Here is a 20,607-nt window from a genome sequence, read left to right as displayed (position 1 = left end):
TCTTAGGCTATCCGCGGTCCATGACATTATGCAGATGACAGAAAAAACCCTGCAGCCACTAAATAGCTGCAGGGTATTTAATCTAATCCGATTTCAGCCTCGGCCCTCTCCACGACAATCCGGTTGCGGCCGCCATTCTTCGCTTCGTAAAGAGCCATATCCGCTCGATAAAAGAGGGACTCCACGCTAATCTTGTCATTGGTCCAGTTCCATTCGGAAATTCCGCAGGACACCGTTACGCGCGGGTCGGTTTCTTCCGATACCCTTATGCGAATCCGTTCGGCGACCTGCATCGCCTGCTGAATGCCGAGTCCCGGCAAATACACGGCAAGTTCCTCGCCGCCCCAGCGGGCTGGAATATCGCTGTGGCGAATCGTTGTCTTCACGATACTGCTGACCTGTTTCAGAATTTTGTCCCCCCGCTGGTGACCGAACGTATCATTAACCTGCTTGAATGCATCAATATCCACAACAATGAGAGAACCGCAAAAATCGCGAGTCTGACATTCATGGATCATTTCATCAAGATAATGTCTCGCATACAGTTCAGTCAGCATATCCCGGTTCGCCATTCTTCTCACTTCCGCATGCAGAAAGGCATTGCCGATAGCCAGACCAATATGGCTTGTCAGGGCTTGAAGCAACCGATAGCTGTCATACGAAAAATAATGCCGCTTCGCATGGGTGAGAAGGACAACCCCCCGCACCTCACCGTTTACGGTAAGCGGAGTAGCAATCATCGAGTTGGAATGAGTGCTCTCCATTAGCCGGGATTCCGCCGGACGTTCTTCGTTATAGTCTGACAGGATGAGCGGTTCCTTCGAATGGTAGACTAGGCCGCCCAAACCATAATCCTTCTCAAAGACCTCCTTGGCAAGCCATTCGGCGTTGCAGGATACCACTTCAAGACCGCCAAGCTCCTCGTTATAAATCAAAATGCAGCAGTAATCGGCCTCAAGAATCTTTAGCAGCTCATGGTTGGCAAATTGAAATATCTCCGCCAAATGCAAGCTTTTGTTCAACCGCTGTGTCAGTTCATTAATCATACGGAGCTCATGAATCATCAGATTGGACTGCTCGTACAGTTTCGCATTCTCAAAGGCGGTGCCTGCAGCATCGGCCATCATCCCGAGCAATTCCAGATCCATATCGGGCAGCTCAGACTTGTCCACTTCGACATGGAGCACGCCATAAACGCCCTGCTTGCCTCCCATGGGAATCCCGATTTCCACGATTGAATCGGGTTCCTCATGTTCATCAATCGTGAGGGTACCCTCCATAAATGTGCGGACATAAACCTCTCTCTGCCAATGATGAAGCAGCAGAGGACGCACCAGCGGATGTCCGCTCTCATGGTCCTGAGACATAAACAATTCGACTTTGGCCTTGGGATACAGTGCCAGAACACTGTCGATAGCCTCCACCAACACACTGTCCACATTAATCTGCACATGCATCCGCTTTACATACTGAAACATGATGGAACGTCTGTGCACCTCACGCTCAGCTTGGTTGTGGACTTTCTCAAGATCATCGGCAAATACGTATTCCAGCTTCCGATAGAAGCAGGAACGAAACAATAACGCGTGAGTTTCTGTCAGCATAAGTGACTGTTCCGGCTCCATCGCATGCGAGGAAACACTGACCATCACCGCAAATACATCGCCATGAATTCGAGTGAAGAGCGGGACAGCGCACAGCACGCTTCCCTCCAAAGAACCCTTTCCCATCCCTTGGGCGGCTTCTTTGGAGTTCAAAGTAAGCGATAACGTCTCATCTTCACTTGCGTTAAGGTATTGCGTTATTTCGGACGCCCCTGTCAGCCAAGCTCCCTCATGAGAAAGAAGGGCCCAGCTGAATTTCTTCATCGCCTGTGTGCCTGCGCTTTCTCTTAGCCACTCCAGATAGCTGTCTGATATGAGAGGCTGAATATAAGGGAAATCATGAGGTGTAATATCCAAGCTCTGAAGCCAAAAACACGGCTCGTTTCCAGGAATTGGCCCAGCATCATTAAACATAACTGCAGAACCGGGAGAGCTTTCATACACTTTCCGTTGATCTTCTGACATATTGGGCGCTCCTTTGCACCATTATAAAAGGCCTATCCAAGACTGGCGTTCCGATTCATAATGTAAGGATCCATTTGGCTGCCGCATGAATAGCGGTAACCCAGCTGTTCAACATATTGGGAGGGTCATGATAAACACCAAAAAGATGTTACGATATGTAACTAGATAAATGAGACTACTTAATCCAATATCATCTTACTCTTTTCTACCCATTTTTGCATTAAAATTTATGCGTTTTTCACAATATTTTTAGGTCCATGGTCCTATCGACAAAATTAGACAAAAACCAAGTTATAGTAAGTTACAGGTTGAACTTGACTTTATATCATTACTTCATATAATATTTATTGTTGAGTAAGAATGCAATGCATTCCATGAATTTGGGCGGGTTGTGTCACCCTCACGTTATTTGTTACTGACAGGACAGCGGCTGAACTTTCCTGGCAGATCTTCCGGAGATTACGGTTAGAGCAAACAAATACGGCGCAAATAGAGCCCTAATGAAACTTTAATTAAAAAGGAGTCTATATAACATGGCACGTTACACCGGTCCTAAATTTAAATTAAGCCGTCGTCTGGGAATCTCCCTGAGCGGTACAGGTAAAGAATTGGCTAAACGCCCTTTCCCTCCAGGTCAGCATGGTCCTAACCAACGGAGAAAAATTAGCAACTACGGTATGCAGCTTCAAGAAAAGCAAAAGCTGCGTCACATGTACGGCTTGGGCGAGAAGCAATTTAAAACCCTGTTTAACAAAGCAACTGGCATGAAAGGTATCGCTGGTGAGAACTTTATGTTCCTGCTTGAGAGCCGTCTGGACAACCTGGTTTACCGTCTTGGCTTCAGCAACTCCCGTGCGGGTGCTCGTCAATTGGTAGCTCACGGTCACGTGACTGTGAACGGCAAGAAAGTCGATATCGCTTCTTACGCTGTAAGCACTGGCGATGTAATCGGTCTTCGTGAAAGAAGCCGCAGCCTCTCTTCCATCAAGGAAGCTTTGGCTAACCGCGTACATCTTCCAGCTTACCTTGAGTTTGATGAAGCAGCAATGGAAGGGAAATACATCCGTCTTCCAGAACGTTCCGAACTTTCCCAAGATATCGATGAGAAACAAATCGTCGAATTCTACAACCGTTAAGATTAACTCGGAACCCAAAAAACCTGAAGGCCTCGGCCTTCAGGTTTTTTTTGATATCTAACTGAATCCTCCGCAAGTTCAATCTTCTTAAGAAAGCTTCAGTCTGGCAAATTTACGCTTGCCCACTTGAACCACATCCCCGTCTTGAGGAACGATCTCATCGTGGGTGTCGCTGCACTTTTCTCCATTCCATTTTACGGCCCCCTGCTGGATACTGCGTCTGGCCTCACCATTTGAAGCGGCAAAACCGAGCAGTGTCAGCAATTTGATAAGTGTCATCTTTCCTTCATCCAGTTCTCCTTCAGGTACAATATAATCCTCAATGTCTTCGGGAAGTGCCTTCTGCTGGAACACGGTCACAAAATGCTGCTGTGCGGCATCCGCAGTCTCCCTCCCATGATACATCCGAACGAGAGTGTGCGAGAGACTCATCTTGGCATCCCGGGGATGAACGCTTCCGTCCCGAAGCCCCTTCTCCAGTCTGGTTACCTCCTCACCTGCCATATCGGTGGCCAAGCCGAAGTACTTAAGCATGAGTTCGTCCGGAACGGACATGGATTTACCGTAAATCTCATTTGGTTCTTCATCGATACCGATGTAATTCCCCAAGCTCTTACTCATCTTCTGTATACCGTCAAGTCCTTCGATAAGCGGCATCGTGATCGCAACCTGAGGCTCTGTACCATACTCCTTCTGCAGAGTTCGCCCCATCAGCAAGTTAAACTTCTGGTCCGTTCCCCCAAGCTCGACATCGGTCTTTAGCGCCACGGAATCCATACCCTGCATCAACGGGTAAAAGAACTCGTGGATGCTGATCGGACGCCCGCCCTGGTAACGTTTAGTAAAATCATCTCGCTCCAGCATCCGTGCCACCGTAACCTTTGCCGATAAGCTGACCACATCAGCAAAAGTCATCGGCGCAAGCCACTCGGAGTTGTAATATACCTTCGTTTTTTCAGGATCCAATACTTTGTATATTTGTTTCTTGTACGTTTCCGCATGACGCCTCACATCCTCTTCCGACAACTGCTTGCGCGTCTCGGATTTGCCTGTCGGATCTCCGATCCTGCCAGTAAAGTCCCCGATGATGAGCTGTACTTCATGTCCGAGTTCCTGGAACTGACGCAGCTTCTGCAGCACGACGGTATGCCCGACGTGAAGATCGGGCGCTGACGGGTCCATTCCCAGCTTCACGCGCAGCGGCTCGCCGGTTACAACCGATGTCATCACCTTCTGCCTCATCTCTTCTTCCGGAATGATCTCCACCGCTCCACGGGAGATCACCTCCATCTGGCGTTCCACCTCCTGCTGCTGGACGTTCGATAACACATCCCATTTCATGTTTCCATACACCTCCCTCTAATTTTGAACGCAAAAAAGCTCCCACTCATCCCAAGGGACGAGTAGGAGCGCTCGCGTTACCACCCTAATTAAAATCCGTTACCTCAGGAACGGATTTTCACTTCATTGCCATAACGGGTTGTCATCCCGGAACCGGACTACTGTAACAACCGTACAGGTGCACGGCTCTGTTTCCCCCGGTCAGCTCCGGACGGTAATTCAAAGGGGCTCGTTATCGGTTTACACCACCCACCGACTCTCTGGAAACGAAAGGTTCCGCCTTCTACTGGGGTCCTTCAAAGCTTTTCACGATATGAACTTTGCATTATTTGTATCATATGCTTCCCGAAAAAGTCAATCTTCCTCAAAAAAGGACACGCTATGTAGGGACACATGATTCAAAACCTTCGATTTATGCTATAATAGGTGCGTTAAAAGGAGGAGTATACATTCATGGTTGAGGAGAAAAAACAAGAGCCTGAAAAACAGAAGAAACCGCGTAAACGGTCCTTTCTGCGGGTGCTCGGATCCGTCATCGGATGGCTCTTTGTGGTAGGTCTGATGGGCGTTTTGTTCGCCGGAGGAGCCATAGGTGGCTACGTAACCTCTATTGTTGAGAATGAGCCAGTAAGATCCAGGGCTCTCATCGAGAATACGGTGAACGACAATGCTATAACGGGCTTCGCCTACTTCGCGGATGGCTCACCGATCGGGCAGCTTAGAACCGAAGAAGACAGACGACCTGTGGAATTCAAGGATATTCCCCAGCTTGTGAAGGATGCCGTCGTATCCATAGAAGATAACCGTTTTTATACACATAAGGGTGTTGACATAAAAGGTACCGCTCGCGCCGTGAAGGAACGCGTGCTGAACGAGTCGGTTCAAACCGGCGGCAGCACGTTGACGCAACAGCTGGCCAGGCTCACTTTTTTAAGTCGCGACAAAACCGATAACCGCAAGGTCAAAGAAATGCTGCTGGCCATGCGTATGGAACGCTTTTTGAGTAAAGACCAAATTTTAACAGCCTACTTGAACAAGGTTCCTTACGGCAACGGTTCCAGCGGATACCAACTGTTCGGGATCAAGGCTGCAGCAAAAGGTATATTTAACATTAACAATCTGAATGATCTGAATGTGGCTCAAGCTGCATATTTGGCAGGTCTTCCGCAGCTACCGTCCTCCTACTCTGCCTTCAACGGCAAGGGGGAATTTGACGAGAAATCATTCAACCGTGCAATAAACCGCCAGCACCGCGTGCTGGCAAGCATGCTGGAAGAAGGTAAAATAACGCAAGCCGAGTATGAAGAGGCCAAGGCATTCGATGTCAAAAAATCGCTTGCTCCTCGGACGCAGAAGGCCTATGTGACTTATCCTTATCTCATGATGGAAGTAGAACGCCAAGCATCGAATATCCTGATGCAACTGAGCGAGGAAGCCGAAGAGAACGCAAAAGGCACGCAAGCGAACTCCGATCTGATGGATGCATCCCGAGCTCAGCTCAGCACAGGCGGTTACCGTGTTTACACCACCATCGACCGGACATTATACAAAACCATGCGCTCCATCGCAGAGAATGACAGCAACTACGTGCCTGACAGCGCGGAAAAAGGAATGGAGCAAACCGCCGCGATGATGATCGACAACAAAACCGGCGCCATTCTCGGTATGATTGAGGGCAGGGATTTTAACACAGAACAAATGAACTACGCTACGCAAATGAAACGACAACCTGGATCTGCCATGAAACCTATAGCCGCCTATTTACCGGCACTTGATTCGGGGGCGATTCAGCCTGCCAGCGTGGTGGACGATTCACCGATCATCTTAAAGGACTACAGCAAAGTGTTCCATATTCCTAAAAACTCGTACAGCGGGTATAGGGGATTGATGACGGCAAGACAGGCACTGAACAATTCAACCAATACGGTGGCGCTCAAGTTGTTTAACAATACGGTCGGCATCGAGAAGGCTTGGGAGTTTTCCAAGAAGCTGGGTATCACTACCTTGGAGAAAGACGATTATAATGCTTCCACCGGTGTACTGGGGGGGCTGCATTACGGGGTAACAGTGGAAGAACTCACCAATGCATACAGTGCCATCGGCAACCAAGGCAAATTCACGGACGCTTTCATGATTGAGAAAATCGTGGATTCCAAAGGTAATATTGTCTATAAACACGAAGTAAAACCGGAACAGGTATTCTCTGAACAAACCGCGTATCTCATGACGGATATGCTCCGTACCGTCATTACGAACGGAACAGGCAGCAAGGTCAGAGACACGTACAAGAAATTCAATGAAGTTCCGGTTGTTGGTAAAACCGGATCCACCCAGAACTATGGGGATGTCTGGTTCATGGGATACTCGCCTGACGTTACGCTAGGCGTATGGGTCGGATATAAGGAACAAAAAAATACGCTTGTTGGAGACCAGCGCAAGCACGCCCAGGCCATTTGGGCCAAAATCATGAACGAAGTGACGGACGTGAAACCGGAGCTGTTCCCGACCAAAACGTTCGAGAAGCCTGAAGGCATAACGTCCAAGACGGTTTCCGCTTACAGCGGCAAGCTGCCGACGGCCTTAACGGACAGATTCGTAACGGATCTGTTTAATGTGAAGTTTGTGCCTACCGAAAGCGATGACGGTATCGCAAAAGCGAAATATATCACCTATCGGGGCGTAAATTACATTCCACAGGAAGCGACGCCTTTGGATATGTTGAGAGAACAAATCGTAATCAAGCGTGAGAAGCCCCTTGATGAGCTGATTATAGAACTGCAGAACGCCTTGAAGGTCATGAAAGGTGAAAAGAGATCGCTGGAATCTTATCTTCCGCAGGACGCGAAGAAAGGGATGCCAAGCAAGGTTGACCCAAGAACAGATGATGGCAAAGCCCCTACCCCACCGAAAAACGTACATTATTCGATGGGCAGCGGGTCCATCAGCTTTAATGCCAGCGGATCTCCTGATGTTGTCGGATACCGGCTCTTTAAGTCCGTTAACGGCAGTCCGTTTACACATCAAGGGCAGGTGGTGCTCGGCGACGAGAGCCTTGTCTTCTCGGGACTTGGAGCTGACGGAATGTTTACTTCCTATTACGTTGTTGCCGTTGACGTAGCCGGCAAAACATCTGAACCAAGCGCTATTGTGGGCGGTACAGCACCTGGATTCGAAGTTCCAGGCGATAACGACACGAATCCGGATGACGACATCGATAATCCTGGTGACGGCATCACGGAGGGAGATCCCAATGACGACCTGGAACTTGGGAATGAAGGTGCTACTACCGTACCGTCTGCACCAGGTCAGCCGACCCTTGCGGCTACCCCTGAGGGCTTCCAGGCCACCTGGAGCGGCAATGCTCCAGAGGAAGAAGTAATGGTCTACAACATCTACATCAGTCCGAACAGTGATGGCAATTACCAGCTTCTTGGCTCAAGCAAGAGCACGGAGTTCTACTACTCCTCGGGTAACCCAATCGGCGGTACCTTTAGAGTAACTGCCGTTAATCCAATCGGTGAATCTGCTGCTTCACCGGCCGTATATTTCGAGAAAAAATAGATTGGTATACTAATAAAAAGCCAGCCCCTCTACAGAGATCATCTGTTAGAAGGGCTGGCTTTATTTTTTAGGTAAAGCAGATACTTATACATATATTCCACTTGCGAGATAAGGAGGTTAACCTCGGAAGTTTAAGCTTTCTCTAAAAAAAGACTGACAATGGAAATGGTGGTCACCATCTCCATTGTCAGCCCGGTTCTTGATCACGGTTTAATCTTCAATCGTGGACAAATCGCCTGTCGGAAGATCCAGTTCCCACGCTTTTAGTACGCGGCGCATGATCTTACCGGAGCGCGTCTTCGGAAGTTTTTCCTTAAACTCAATTTCTCGAGGTGCGGCATGAGCGGAAAGTCCTTCCTTTACGAAACGGTAGATTTCATCCTTGAGCTCCTGAGTAGGTGTATACCCCTCACGTAAGGAGATAAAGGCTTTAATGATCTCGCCACGGGTTACATCAGGCTTACCAATCACGCCGGCTTCAGCGACAGCGGGATGCTCAACCAACTTGCTCTCCACTTCGAACGGTCCGATTCGCTCACCGGACGAATTAATCACATCATCTATTCTGCCCTGGAACCAGAAGTATCCTTCTTCATCCATATATGCCGAATCACCTGAAATGTACCAGCCCGGAATTCGGAAGTATTCTTCATACTTCGCCTCGTTGTTCCAAATTTTTCTCATCATGGACGGCCAAGGTGTCTTGATGGCCAAATTACCCATCGTGTACGGAGGCACTTCTCTCCCCTGATCATCTAAAATCTTAGCTGTAATGCCCGGCACCGGACGCCCCATGGATCCTGGCTTGATCGCCATGCCCGGGTAATTACAGATCAGCTGTCCGCCGGTCTCTGTCATCCACCATGTGTCATGGATACGATGCTTATAAGCCTTGTGTCCCCAACGTACCACCTCGGGATTAAGCGGCTCACCAACAGATAGAATATGCCGTACATGGCTCAAATCATATTGGTCGATAAGATCGGAACCGGCACCCATCAACATGCGGAAAGCGGTCGGAGCGCTGTACCATACCGTTACCTTGTTGTTCACTAACGTGCTGTACCAATCCTGTGGACTGAAACGGCCTCCGCGAATGACATTGGTAACCCCGTTCAACCACGGTGCAAAAATACCGTAGGACGTACCGGTTACCCAGCCCGGGTCCGCCGTGCACCAATATATATCATCTTCCCTTAAATCCAAAACAACCTTGCCCGTATAATAATGCTGAATCATGGCATTCTGCACGTGATACACGCCCTTCGGTTTCCCGGTAGAGCCTGATGTATAGTGCATGATCAATCCATCTTCACGCTCAAGCCATTCAATCTCCAGCTCACTTGATGCAGCCTCTACTTCCTCGTGGTAGCTTACTAGCCGCGGGTCCTCCTCCTCAATCTCGCCAACAACAAAAATATGTTTCAATTCAGGCAACTCGTCTCGCTTCACACGTGATAACAGTGCAGGCGTCGTAATCAGTGCAACAGCACCACTGTCCTCTAGACGGTCCTTTACCGCCGTTTCCATAAACGCCTCGAACAATGGGCCGACCACGGCGCCAACCTTCAGAATGCCCAGCAAACCGGCATAGAGCTCAGGGCCGCGCGGCATAAAGATAAATACCCGATCACCCTTGCCAACGCCATATTTGCGGAGTACATTACCGAACTTGTCGGATTTCTCTTTCAACTGCGCATAAGTAATAGATTCCTCGCGATTGGCGTCACTGTACAGGAGAGCTACCTTGTCTCCTCGCCCCTCTGCTACATGACGATCAATAGCTTCATACGCCATATTTACTTTGCCCGTCTCATACCAAGTAAAATGTCTCTCGATTTCGTCCCATGAAAACTCGGAGCGCGCCTGCTCGTAACTCTTCATATTGGAATGTGAAACTTCACTTGGCAATATTTCGCTATGCGTTTGATTCATGATAACATCCTCCTCATTCTCAAATCGGTCTCCTCATAGTGGACAGCGCTTACAAAATGATTGAATGAAACATACATTTTACACATTGCGGTGGGTCGTCACGTTGTCGCAGTCATCGAGTCATTAACCCTTAGAATTCGCAAGGAAACATATCGTTAAGTACAACACAAATGTGAAGATTTTATGTCGAAAAGATTATATCATAGCTCTTGTTTGCCTGTCATTGCTTTTCATTTTTTTATTTTTTTGCTATAAGTAGGGTATGGAATTGAAAGGAGCGTAACGGATGGAACACTGCAAGGTATACCAGTCTCATGTTTTGTTCCCTGAAGACCGCCGCCTGATCATCGAAGGACCTGTACCTCCCGAGCAACTATCCGAGCTAACCATGCACCCTGATCTCAAGGCTTTTCGTCGTCCTGCGGAGCAGCATGAGGCATTGGTGGAAATTGCAGGCCTGCCTGAAGGCAGAATCATCATCACGAGAGACCAAGATATGATCGTTGGGTATGTAACATTTCATCACCCGGATGAGCAGGAACGCTGGTCTGAGGGCAATATGGAAGATTTGATTGAACTTGGTGCCATCGAGGTAGCGAAAGACTACCGTTCTCTGGGACTTGGGCAGCAGATGATCAAGACTGCATTTGAAGAAGAACAGATGGAGCGTTACATCGTGTTTACGACCGAGTACTACTGGCATTGGGATCTTAAAGGAAGCGGCCTTAACGTATGGGATTACCGCAAAATGATGGAACGGTTAATGAAAATCGTGAATATGGAGTGGTACGCAACCGATGATCCGGAAATCTGCTCCCATCCTGCCAACTGTCTCATGGTCAGAATCGGACGGAACGTGCCGCTTTCATCACAAGAACAATTCGATCGCATCCGTTTCAGACAGCGGTTTATGTATTAAGTCGATACCCAATAAAATAAACAAAAAAACAAACTCCCCGAGAATTTACCACAGGGGAGTTTGTTATCTGCGGGCGCATAACTGAATATGCATACAGACCGCTTGCTCAAATTTGTTACTAGAGTTTGCCTAGCATGTAGTTCACGATTTCGTGTGAACGCTTGGAAGCTTTCACTGTAAACTCAGGGAAGTTGACATGGGCAGAACCGTCAGCCTTATCTGACATAGATCTGATCACCACATATGGCACGATGTTCATATAACACACCTGGGCAACAGCAGAACCTTCCATTTCCGCGCAAGCCCCGTTCAGTTCCTCGTAGAGCGTCCGTACCGTTTCACGGCTGGCAATGAACTGGTCGCCGGACAGAACCTTCCCGATGACGTAATGATTCACCGCCTGCTCTTTGCACGCTTCCTCTGCCAGCTCGATCAACGACGGATCCGCAGGAAAATCAGACACTTCCTGATACGGAATCACCCCGCGCGCAAAGCCCAGCGGCGTCACATCCATATCGTGCTGCATACAGGAGGAAGAGATGACGATATCGCCAATATTCAGCTCCGGATGCAGCGCACCCGCTACGCCGGTAAACAATATTTTGGAAACGCCATAGGTGTCAATCAGGATTTGCGTGGTAACCGCAGCATTCACTTTACCCACCCCGCTCTTACATACAACGACTCTCTTGCCATGAATCGTTCCTGAAGCATATGTAACCCCTGCACGGACTGCTGTTTCTTTATTCTCCAGTTGACTGAGCAGCAATTCCACTTCTTCGTCCATGGCCCCGATTAGGCCGATAACCTGTGTTGTCATACCGATATCCCTCCTGAATTCAAGACCACACATAAATCCCACCAGAAAAAAGCCCCTTAAAATCAGGAGCTTTCTTCATATCAATAGATGTCTAAACAGCTTTTATTCACACTTCTTACTCGTTCACATGACTAACCGAAAGCCGAAGAATCGTTTCATGCGGCAGAATCACGCGAGGATTCTCCACATTCTCCTTCTTCATTAGCTTGGTAAGCAAACGCATAGCTACAGCTCCCAGATCATACATCGGTTGAGCTACCGTTGTCAGCTGTGGACGAACCATTGAAGCCATCCGGATATTATCAACGCTGATAATAGAGAAATCATCCGGCACTTTATAGCCTTCATCCTGAATGCTATGAATAGCGCCAATCGCCATCTCATCGGTAGCAGCAAAAATAGCCGTCGGTTTCTTCTTAAGTCCCAAGAAGTATTTCATAGCTTCCACGCCGGACTCATAGCGATAGTTACCAATCCGCACCAGGTCCTCTTGATACTCAATGCCAGCTGTCTCCAGTGCCTTCTTGTAGCCTTGGAAGCGTGCATAACCGTTCGCCGGATCCTGCAGCGTTCCGCTGATCATGGCAATCTCACGATGCCCGTGCCGGATCAGTGTGCTTACCGCATCAAACGCAGCTTGTTCATGATCAATGTCGACCGAAGGATAAGAACCTCTCTCATCACTTGTCGCACAAAGAACAATCGGCACAGCCGATGTCTGGAACGCCTGGATATGCTCGTCCGTCACCGTTCCACCCATAAACAACAGCCCGTCCACTTGCTTCTCAAGCAAGGTGTTGATAACGCGGATTTCTTTTTCCTTACGTTTGTCGGCATTACACAAAATTATATTATAGTGGTACATGTTAGCAATATCCTCAATACCACGGGCAATCTCCGCAAAGATCGAGTTCGAAATATCAGGGATCACAACGCCGACGGTTGTGGTCTTCTTGCTGGCCAGACCTCTGGCTACCGCATTCGGACGATACCCTAAACGTTCAATCGCTTCGTATACTTTTTTCCGGGTCTGAGGCTTAACGTTCGGGTTATTGTTTACAACCCGTGATACCGTCGCCATGGAAACGCCTGCTTCGCGCGCAACATCGTAAATGGTTACCGTCAAATTCCTTCTCTCCATTGCCAATAGATTTTCATTCGTTCAATACCAATTGAATTTATGATACGACAAATTACTGCTTTGTGCAACGACACGGCATTAGATGCCGTCCAATTGAGCTTTCAGCGCTTCAGCCGTAATATGGGAATGGGATGTATGCCAGACTGGCGCTCCTTCTTTTACAAGAATAACTTGTGGCGATTCGTGCTGTATGCTTAGAGTTTCCGCAGCCTGACTCGACACCGGACGGTCGGCAATGACATCGATCCATACATAGTCAATCCGCTCGTTCGGCTGGTCCTCCAGGTAAGTTTGCACTTCCTTATAAGCTCCGGCACTAATTGGGCATCTGGTACTATGTTTGAGCAACAGCAAGGGCCTCTGCTCCGAAGATTCAAGCGTGTTGCGTAACTCTTCTATAGTAGTCATTTTCGTCAACGTCGCCATAGGATATACATTCCCTTCATTGTATTGAAGTTCCTATCCTCTATCCTAACAAAAAGTGCGTGAAAAATCCAACAACCGCGAAAATTTTCTGAAAATTATCTTGCATAATTGCCCGAATTTTCAGGAATGAGAGATTTGATGGTGCTTAATTGCTCAAGACGCCCCTCAATTTGTCTCATCCAGTCACCGTCGCCCATGCTCTGGGCATAACGAAATAGATCCAACAGCAAATTAATTCGCTCGTCAAAGACTTCCATGCAGCGTGCCTGCCATTCTACCGACGAATCATCATCGTATGTACGGAACACTTCTCGAAGTACGTATGCAGACTCATTAACATCTGCGAACGAAACGCGTATTCGTCCGGTTTCATTGCTAATCGATGCGAGATAGCGAAGTAAATCCGGTTTAATAAGAGGTAGAAGCTCATATTTCATACAAGCCTGACAGGCATAAACAGGAACATGACATATTCGAGTCTTTCTTTCATGAATCAGCTTCCTTAATTCCAACTTCATCCATTGTCCGCAGTTGCAGGTTTTGAACAAAATGCCCACCCCAAATCCTATCACGTAATCTAATACTAACAGCCCTATGTCACAAATCCGTCACCTGAACTAGTTCTATTCGACTATCATACCAGAGAATCCTGCTAATTTGTGATAATGCTTTATTTACCAGATATGTTTCCAAATGTTTGTTCTTTGGTCGCTCCTATGAAACCCCTGTCCATATTTGTTACAATGAGTACAGTCTTAAGAGACCTATTCGATCATGTTACGGATATATCAAGAAATCTGCAGAGAAAGGGGCTAAATCGATCATGAGATTGGCTGGAAAAAAAGTGATAGCGCTTGTAGACGAAGAATTTGAGGATCTGGAACTATGGTATCCCGTTTACCGAGTCCGGGAAGAAGGGGCCGAAGTCCATCTCGCCGGATTGGAAAAAGGAAAAACTTACACAGGTAAATATGGTGTTCCCGCTCAAGCTGAGTATTCGTTTGAAGAGCTGAACAGCGAGGATTATGATGGAATTCTCGTTCCGGGCGGCTGGGCGCCGGACAAGCTGCGCCGTTATGATAAAGTGCTGCAACTCGTTAAAGAGATGAATGCGGACAAAAAGCCGATCGGACAGATCTGCCACGCCGGATGGGTGCTCATCTCTGCCAAAATCCTGGACGGCATTACGGTGACTTCCACACCGGGAATCCGGGACGACATGGAAAATGCCGGTGCAATCTGGAAGGATGAAGCGGTCGTAACCGATGGCCATATTATTTCCGCCCGCCGTCCTCCGGATCTGCCGCCGTACGGCAAAGCCTTTTGCGATGCTCTGGCACAGCAAGGCTAAAGCTCCCCTGCACCACACAAAAACAGCCGCTCATTTCACCAAGAAGTGCTCCTGGTGAGATAGGCAGCTGTTTTTTTATATGAATATAGCTTGTCCACTCAAAAAAAGAAACATGAAAAATTGGAACGTTATCTCATTACTAGAAGCCTTTTAAGAGGCCGTGCTGTCCGTTCCATTCTTTCCGTTCAGATAACTGCTGCGTTCGGCAAAGGCGCTAAGACGCTCTTCGACAGCGTCGCTGGTACGCAATTTGAAGCAATCCGCTGCCTCCCCCTTCGCTTCTGCCGCATTGGTATTCAAGATGCGATGCTTCACGCGAAGCAAGGATTGCGGAGACATGCTTAGGTCCTTAACGCCAAGCTCCAGCCATATTGGAATCGCCCGCTCGTCCCCTGCCATTTCTCCACACACGCTGACCGGTATGCCTGCCTCATGCGCAGCCTCCACCGTCGTCCGAAGCATGCGCAAAACCGCTGGATGAAACGGATGGTACATGTGCGCGATCTGCTCATTCATGCGATCCACCGCCAGCACATACTGAACCAGATCATTGGTCCCGATGCTGAAGAAATCAGTTTCCTCTGCCAACAAATCCGAAATGGTGACTGCTGCCGGTACCTCAATCATGATGCCAACCTTAATGTTCGGATCGTATGCTATGCCGCGTTGGTCCAAATCGGCCATCGCACGCCGCAGCACGGCATTAGCCTGCCTGACTTCTTCTACCGAGGATATCATCGGATACATGATTTTGACGTTACCGAAAGCGCTGGCCCTCAGAATAGCGGACAGCTGGGTCTGGAACGGCTCTGTGCGATCCAGACTGATTCGAATGGCGCGATACCCCAAGAAGGGGTTCTCTTCTTCCGGCAGCCCGAAATAATCCAGCTGCTTATCGCCGCCAATGTCCAGCGTACGGATCACGACCGAAGCCTGACCTGCGTTCTCGGCAACCAGCTTATACACTTCAAACTGCTCTTCTTCCGAAGGAAAGTTGTGGCGATCCATATATAAGAATTCCGTCCGGAACAATCCAACTCCCTGCGCGCCGTTCTTGAGCGCAATCTCCATTTCTTTTATGGAGTTCATATTCGCGGCCAGATTAAAGTATGTTCCATCCTTCGTAACCGCATCAACCGTCGCCAGGAGTTGCAGCTGTTCTTTCTTTTTCCGTTGTTGCTCTCGGATCCCTTCATAACGCTCCACGATCAGCGTGTCAGGCTCCAAATACAGCAAGCCTTCATCTCCATCTACAACTAAATGCTGTCCGGTCTGGATCGGATGATCCAGCTTGTTCTCAATCCCGGATACGAGCGGTATGCCGAGAGCGCGGGCCATAATCGCCGAATGAGAGGTCTTGCCACCCGTCATCGTCACAATGCCAAGAACGTGGGAAGGGTTAAGGTGCACGAGCTGAGACGGAGAGAGCTCCTTCGCAACCAAAATATAAGGCTGCGTATCAGCCGGAAGTTTGACTTCCGGAGCACCGAGAAGATGCTTGAGCAGCCGATTGCCAACATCCTTAATATCCAGCGCCCGCTCCTTCATATACTCGTCGTCCAGCAAATCGAACATGGATACGAAATGATCGATCGCCTCTTTAACCGCTACCTCGGCAGCTTTGTACTGGCGCTCGATGATCCCTTGAATTTCGTTCATGAACACGGGATCCTCCAGTATGGCCAGATGCGCATCAAAGATCTGCGACTCCTCGTGTCCCACCATTTCCTTGAATTCGTTCTTGATATATTCAATTTCATTCTTGGAGGTTCGTATGCCTTCATATAAGCGCTCGAACTCTTTGGCTAAATCGACAGCATCCATTTCGGAATCTGGAAGGTCCAACTCCCAGTGCGGCAGTACGAAAGCCTTACCAATCGCTACGCCTGTTGCTGCGCCAATGCCTTGTATCATGATTCTCTACCCCCAGCATTACTCTCATTTAATACGACGGACATGACAGATGACTGTCCTCTCTTAACGGACTTGAATGGAGCAAAGCTCCAAGATCTTACTTTATCGGGATTCGTGATCACCATGGGTGTGGCCAGTGATGCGGCATGTGTCTTTAAATAAGCCAGATCGAACTTGACCAGCAATTGCCCCGGCTCAACGGTATCCCCTTCGCTTACCACAGCTGAAAACGGTCCTTTCAGTTGAGAGGTATCGATCCCGATATGAATCAATACCTCGAGTCCATCCGGCGTTGAAATGCCAATGGCATGCATCGTCGGATAGACATGCATCACGGTACCGTATACCGGAGATACAAGTTCTCCTTTTTCCGGAATGAACGCCACGCCGTTACCGACAAGCTTGGCGGCAAAAATATCATCCGGCACTTCGTCAATCGGAAGCATGCGTCCCTGCACGGGCGCGCTGAACAGAACGCGCGGTAAATCCTGCTGCATCAGCTTATTTATCTCTTCGCGGATGAGCTCGGAATACGTCCCGAACACCACCTGAACGTTACCGCCGCCCAGCTTGATGATACCGGCTGAACCGAGCAATTTCAGTGCGTCCGAATCAATCTGGCGGTCATTATATACGGTTAATCGAAGACGCGTCATACAGGATTGAACCTGAACGATGTTGTCTTTTCCCCCAAGCGCCTCCAGAATAAGCGGTGCCTGATAGGGAATGTCTCCTGCCCGGCCTTCTAGCGCCGAACCTTCTTCACGCCCCGGTGTCGGGATTTCGAAGGTGCGAATGGCCCATCGGAACAGAAAATAGTAAACGATGCCGTATACAGCCCCGATCGGTATGATGATCCAGGCATTCTTGGACAAGTGAAAATTGAGTACGTAATCGATAAATCCCGCCGAGTACGAGAACCCGTGATGGATATCAAATGCATAGGTAAGCACCATCGCGAACCCGGCCATCAAGGCGTGGAGCACATACAGATAAGGAGACGCAAATAAGAACGCGAATTCAATCTGCTCTGATACCCCGGTCAAAAAACAGACAAGCGCGGACCGCATAAACGTTTTTTTTACCTTCGGCTTCAAATCTTCACGTGCTTCTTGAATAATGGCAAATGCAATCGCCGGCAGAGCAAACATCATAATCGGGAATAACCCGGCCATGAAGTCGCCTGCTGTTGGATCACCCGCAAAGAATCGGGGCAGATCCCCTTGAACGACGGTTCCGTCTTCCGTCTCGTACGAGCCCAACTGAAACCAATACACGTTATTCAACAAGTGATGCAGACCGAATGCCGTCAGCACCCTGTACAAAATTCCGTAAAGGAATAATCCGAACGCGCCCATATGTACGGTCAGATCATAAAAAACATCTAATCCGCGCTGTACAATGGGGGCCATCCCCAGCATGACCCATGCAAATATCGTGGAGAACAATCCCATGAATAAAAGTACAAATCGGGAGCCTCCAAAAAACTGTATCGCTTCGGGAAGCTTAATATGTTTGAACCGGTTGTAAACGTAACCGGACATTACCCCAAAAATAATACCAATCAAGGTCGAGGGCTGTACACTCCCGTCTCCCAGACGGGATATAACCTGATCATAGATGAACATGCCAGCCAGAGCGGCAAGCCCTGCGGGTCCTCCCTGATTCGAAAGTCCCCACGCGACACCAATGGCAAATAAATACGGCATGTAATAAAACACGCCGTGCCCCGCAGCCTGAGCAATCTCGCCCAAGGTTCCGAAGCCCCACGCCGACCATGGCAGACTTCCCACGCTAAGCAGGAGAGCTGCCGCTGGAAGCGCCATTGTAGGGAGCATAACTGCTCTGCCCAGCTGTTGTAATGATCCCAACCAATTCAAGGCGAGCCCTCCTTTCTATCCTTGATGGTAAGCGCTGCGCCTGTTTTTGTCAAAAAGAAATCAGGGCAAATGCCACAAAGAAAAGCAAGCCTCACAAGCAATACCTCGGCAAGCCGGATCGTGTCCAGTCTGCCATGGCTGCTTCAACATAAGGCTTGCCCATACTTCCAATTCACCAATTAAATCTTAACGCCCGCCCAAAGCGATGGAATCCTCCACCTTAATGCAGCGGTCCATGATGGCGATCATGTCGCTCTTCTCCGCGATGGCCGCCGCCTCTTCACTGATAATTCCCTGCTGTAGCCAAAGCACCTTGGCGCCAATCTCGGCAGCTTCCCGCGCCACATCGGCACAGTATTCACTGCGTCTAAATACGTTGACGATATGGATCGGCTCCGGAATGTCCTTCAGGGATGGATAACTTTTCTCCCCGAGTATTTCTGTTGCACTAGGGTTAACCGGGATAATCCGGTACCCGCGCTTTTGCATAGCAGCAGAAACCATATGGGATGTACGATCCGGCCGATCAGACAGACCGACAACAGCAATATTGCCTGCGTTTCGCAAAATATCCGCGATTTCTTCGCGCGGAGGATTTTCAAATGCCACGCTTCATGACCACCTCTCCATTCGTAATAGACGAGCTGCTTGGCTATTTCTTTATTTTACCCATTCCACGTTGGCTCCAAGCGCCTTCATGTGATCAAAATATTGTGGGTACGACTTGGCCACATGATGCGCGTCCTTAATCCGGATCGGCTGATGTGCGCGAAGCCCGACCACCGTCAGGGCCATGATCACCCGATGATCATAATGGGCATTGATCTCAACGCCACCCTCGACGCCTTCCGGACGACCGTGAACGATGATCTCAGCCTGGCGTTCCTCAACGTTGGCTCCGGCTTTCCGCAATTCGTTCAAATAATCCGTAATCCGGTCGCATTCCTTATAGCGGAGATTCTCCACATTGTAGAATCGGGAGGTCCCTTCCGCAAACACAGCTGCCGCCACCATCGCAAGCACCGCATCCGTCGCTGCATCTCCGTCAAATTCCAATGCCTTCAGGGTACGATTGCCCTGTACATGGACATTTCCGTTCTCATGTGTGAGCGGAACCTCCATCATCCGGAGGACGTCAATAATGGCCCTCTCTCCCTGCTTGCTGTCCTCTGACAGATTGCGGATGGTTACATCCGACTGCGTAACCGCAGCCGCCGCCAGGACGGCAGCAGAGCCCGGATAATCACCTTGAACCGTATAAGTCTTCGCTTCATAGGATTGAGCACCAGGAACCCGGAAGAATGTATAATCATCCGCTGCGTGAATGGTAATGCCCGCCTGCTCCAGCACTTCCAGGGTCTGACCGATAACGACCTTGGATTTCAAATCTCCGGTAACGGTAATCTCGCTGTCTTCAGCAAGCAGTGGCGTTAAGAACAGCAATGCGCTTAAGTACTGCGAACTCACTTCGCCAGAAACAGTGAGCTTTCCGCCCATAGGCTGACCGCCACGAATCGTGATCGGCAGTTTGCCTTCGTTATGCTCCACTTCCACACCCAATTGACCAAGCGTCTCAATGAGATCATCGTGAGGACGTTTGCCCAGTGAATCCGGGTAGGTATTGACGAAAGTAACCTCTTTAGATAATGCTGTAACGCCCATCAGGAAACGCAATACGGCACCGGCATTACCGACATTCAGTTCCTTCACATCCCGGGGCGATTTGCCAAAGCCCGTAATAACCGCCTTCTCCTCGTCCTCCTCGATCACGGCTCCGAGATCCCGGATACAGCGTCTCATGGCGTCGCTATCCTCGCTATGAGCTGGGTAATAGATCGTGCTCGTTCCTTCCGCAAGTGCAGCCACCAGCAGGTAACGGGTTGTATAGTTCTTGGAGGATAACGCTCCAATCTCTCCGTTTAGTATAGGCGTAGGCTTGACGATTACATCCATCGTATGTATCTCTCCTTGTATATATTATGTTACGATAAACCAACCTTGAAATCTCCCTTGGATAAATTGACAGGGAAAGAATCGCTTGGTTATCATAGTTCATGTGAACTGGAAATTCAGATCGTTACGATCTTAATCATTAATTATCAGAAAAGAGGTCT

At 49.0% G+C, this 20,607-nt stretch carries 15 protein-coding genes and 1 other annotated feature; of the genes, 4 read left to right on the top strand and 11 right to left on the bottom strand.

Annotated features, from left to right (window positions below; translation table 11 throughout):
• Positions 1–77: 77 nt before the first annotated feature.
• On the bottom strand, positions 78–2,069 hold the full coding sequence (locus tag CRG97_RS09890) for a sensor domain-containing diguanylate cyclase (RefSeq protein ID WP_098742814.1): 1,992 nt from the start codon (positions 2,067–2,069) through the stop codon (positions 78–80).
• A 533-nt stretch (positions 2,070–2,602) separates the two neighbouring features.
• On the opposite strand from CRG97_RS09890, the gene rpsD reads away from it, so the two are divergent.
• Positions 2,603–3,205, top strand: a complete 603-nt coding sequence (gene rpsD / locus CRG97_RS09885; protein WP_076320710.1) for a 30S ribosomal protein S4 — start codon at positions 2,603–2,605, stop codon at positions 3,203–3,205.
• An 87-nt stretch (positions 3,206–3,292) separates the two neighbouring features.
• Here rpsD and tyrS read toward each other — a convergent pair whose 3' ends face one another.
• A complete protein-coding gene (tyrS, locus tag CRG97_RS09880; protein WP_098742813.1) occupies positions 3,293–4,546 on the bottom strand; it encodes a tyrosine--tRNA ligase in 1,254 nt (417 codons plus the stop codon).
• Between the two features lie 51 nt (positions 4,547–4,597).
• Positions 4,598–4,855 (bottom strand) — a binding site (T-box leader).
• A gap of 144 nt (positions 4,856–4,999) precedes the next feature.
• On the opposite strand from tyrS, the gene CRG97_RS09875 reads away from it, so the two are divergent.
• Positions 5,000–8,107 carry a transglycosylase domain-containing protein gene (locus CRG97_RS09875; RefSeq protein ID WP_098742812.1) on the top strand — a complete coding sequence of 1,036 codons (3,108 nt, stop codon included), beginning with the start codon at positions 5,000–5,002 and terminating at the stop codon, positions 8,105–8,107.
• A 210-nt stretch (positions 8,108–8,317) separates the two neighbouring features.
• On the opposite strand, the gene acsA is transcribed toward CRG97_RS09875, so the two are convergent.
• A complete protein-coding gene (gene acsA / locus CRG97_RS09870) occupies positions 8,318–10,042 on the bottom strand; it encodes an acetate--CoA ligase (RefSeq protein ID WP_098742811.1) in 1,725 nt (574 codons plus the stop codon).
• A 286-nt stretch (positions 10,043–10,328) separates the two neighbouring features.
• On the opposite strand from acsA, the gene CRG97_RS09865 reads away from it, so the two are divergent.
• Complete coding sequence (locus CRG97_RS09865; protein ID WP_098742810.1) at positions 10,329–10,961, top strand: GNAT family N-acetyltransferase; 633 nt, start codon at positions 10,329–10,331, stop codon at positions 10,959–10,961.
• A gap of 118 nt (positions 10,962–11,079) precedes the next feature.
• Here CRG97_RS09865 and CRG97_RS09860 read toward each other — a convergent pair whose 3' ends face one another.
• From CRG97_RS09860 to CRG97_RS09845, 4 genes are all read right to left on the bottom strand, one after another.
• Positions 11,080–11,781, bottom strand: coding sequence for a 5'-methylthioadenosine/adenosylhomocysteine nucleosidase (locus tag CRG97_RS09860; protein ID WP_098742809.1), 702 nt, complete (start codon positions 11,779–11,781; stop codon positions 11,080–11,082).
• Positions 11,782–11,896: 115 nt separating this feature from the next.
• Positions 11,897–12,907: a catabolite control protein A gene (gene ccpA, locus CRG97_RS09855; RefSeq protein ID WP_098742808.1), complete on the bottom strand. Its 1,011-nt coding sequence runs from the start codon at positions 12,905–12,907 to the stop codon at positions 11,897–11,899.
• A 93-nt stretch (positions 12,908–13,000) separates the two neighbouring features.
• Complete coding sequence (ytxJ, locus tag CRG97_RS09850) at positions 13,001–13,348, bottom strand: bacillithiol system redox-active protein YtxJ (protein ID WP_098742807.1); 348 nt, start codon at positions 13,346–13,348, stop codon at positions 13,001–13,003.
• 95 nt (positions 13,349–13,443) lie between these two features.
• Entirely contained in the window at positions 13,444–13,905 is a 462-nt protein-coding gene (locus CRG97_RS09845) for a hypothetical protein (protein ID WP_098742806.1), read from the bottom strand.
• 266 nt (positions 13,906–14,171) lie between these two features.
• On the opposite strand from CRG97_RS09845, the gene CRG97_RS09840 reads away from it, so the two are divergent.
• Positions 14,172–14,699 carry a type 1 glutamine amidotransferase domain-containing protein gene (locus CRG97_RS09840; protein ID WP_179090569.1) on the top strand — a complete coding sequence of 176 codons (528 nt, stop codon included), beginning with the start codon at positions 14,172–14,174 and terminating at the stop codon, positions 14,697–14,699.
• Between the two features lie 150 nt (positions 14,700–14,849).
• Here CRG97_RS09840 and ptsP read toward each other — a convergent pair whose 3' ends face one another.
• The 4 genes from ptsP to aroA all read right to left on the bottom strand — a co-directional run bounded on the left by ptsP (position 14,850) and on the right by aroA (position 20,446).
• On the bottom strand, positions 14,850–16,613 hold the full coding sequence (gene ptsP / locus CRG97_RS09835; protein WP_076320701.1) for a phosphoenolpyruvate--protein phosphotransferase: 1,764 nt from the start codon (positions 16,611–16,613) through the stop codon (positions 14,850–14,852).
• On the bottom strand, positions 16,610–18,493 hold the full coding sequence (locus CRG97_RS09830; RefSeq protein WP_076320700.1) for a glucose PTS transporter subunit IIA: 1,884 nt from the start codon (positions 18,491–18,493) through the stop codon (positions 16,610–16,612). Before CRG97_RS09830 ends, ptsP begins: the two co-directional genes overlap by 4 nt.
• A gap of 186 nt (positions 18,494–18,679) precedes the next feature.
• Positions 18,680–19,102, bottom strand: a complete 423-nt coding sequence (locus CRG97_RS09825) for a CoA-binding protein (protein WP_098742805.1) — start codon at positions 19,100–19,102, stop codon at positions 18,680–18,682.
• A 51-nt stretch (positions 19,103–19,153) separates the two neighbouring features.
• Positions 19,154–20,446, bottom strand: coding sequence for a 3-phosphoshikimate 1-carboxyvinyltransferase (gene aroA, locus CRG97_RS09820; protein WP_098742804.1), 1,293 nt, complete (start codon positions 20,444–20,446; stop codon positions 19,154–19,156).
• Between the last annotated feature and the right edge of the window lie 161 nt (positions 20,447–20,607).

Origin of the sequence: Paenibacillus sp. EZ-K15 (assembly GCF_002573715.1) — a bacterium.
In the GTDB taxonomy this organism is placed as follows: domain Bacteria; phylum Bacillota; class Bacilli; order Paenibacillales; family Paenibacillaceae; genus Paenibacillus_AQ.
The sequence above is the reverse complement of the archived record's forward strand: the minus strand, read 5'-3'. Positions and strand labels throughout refer to the sequence as shown.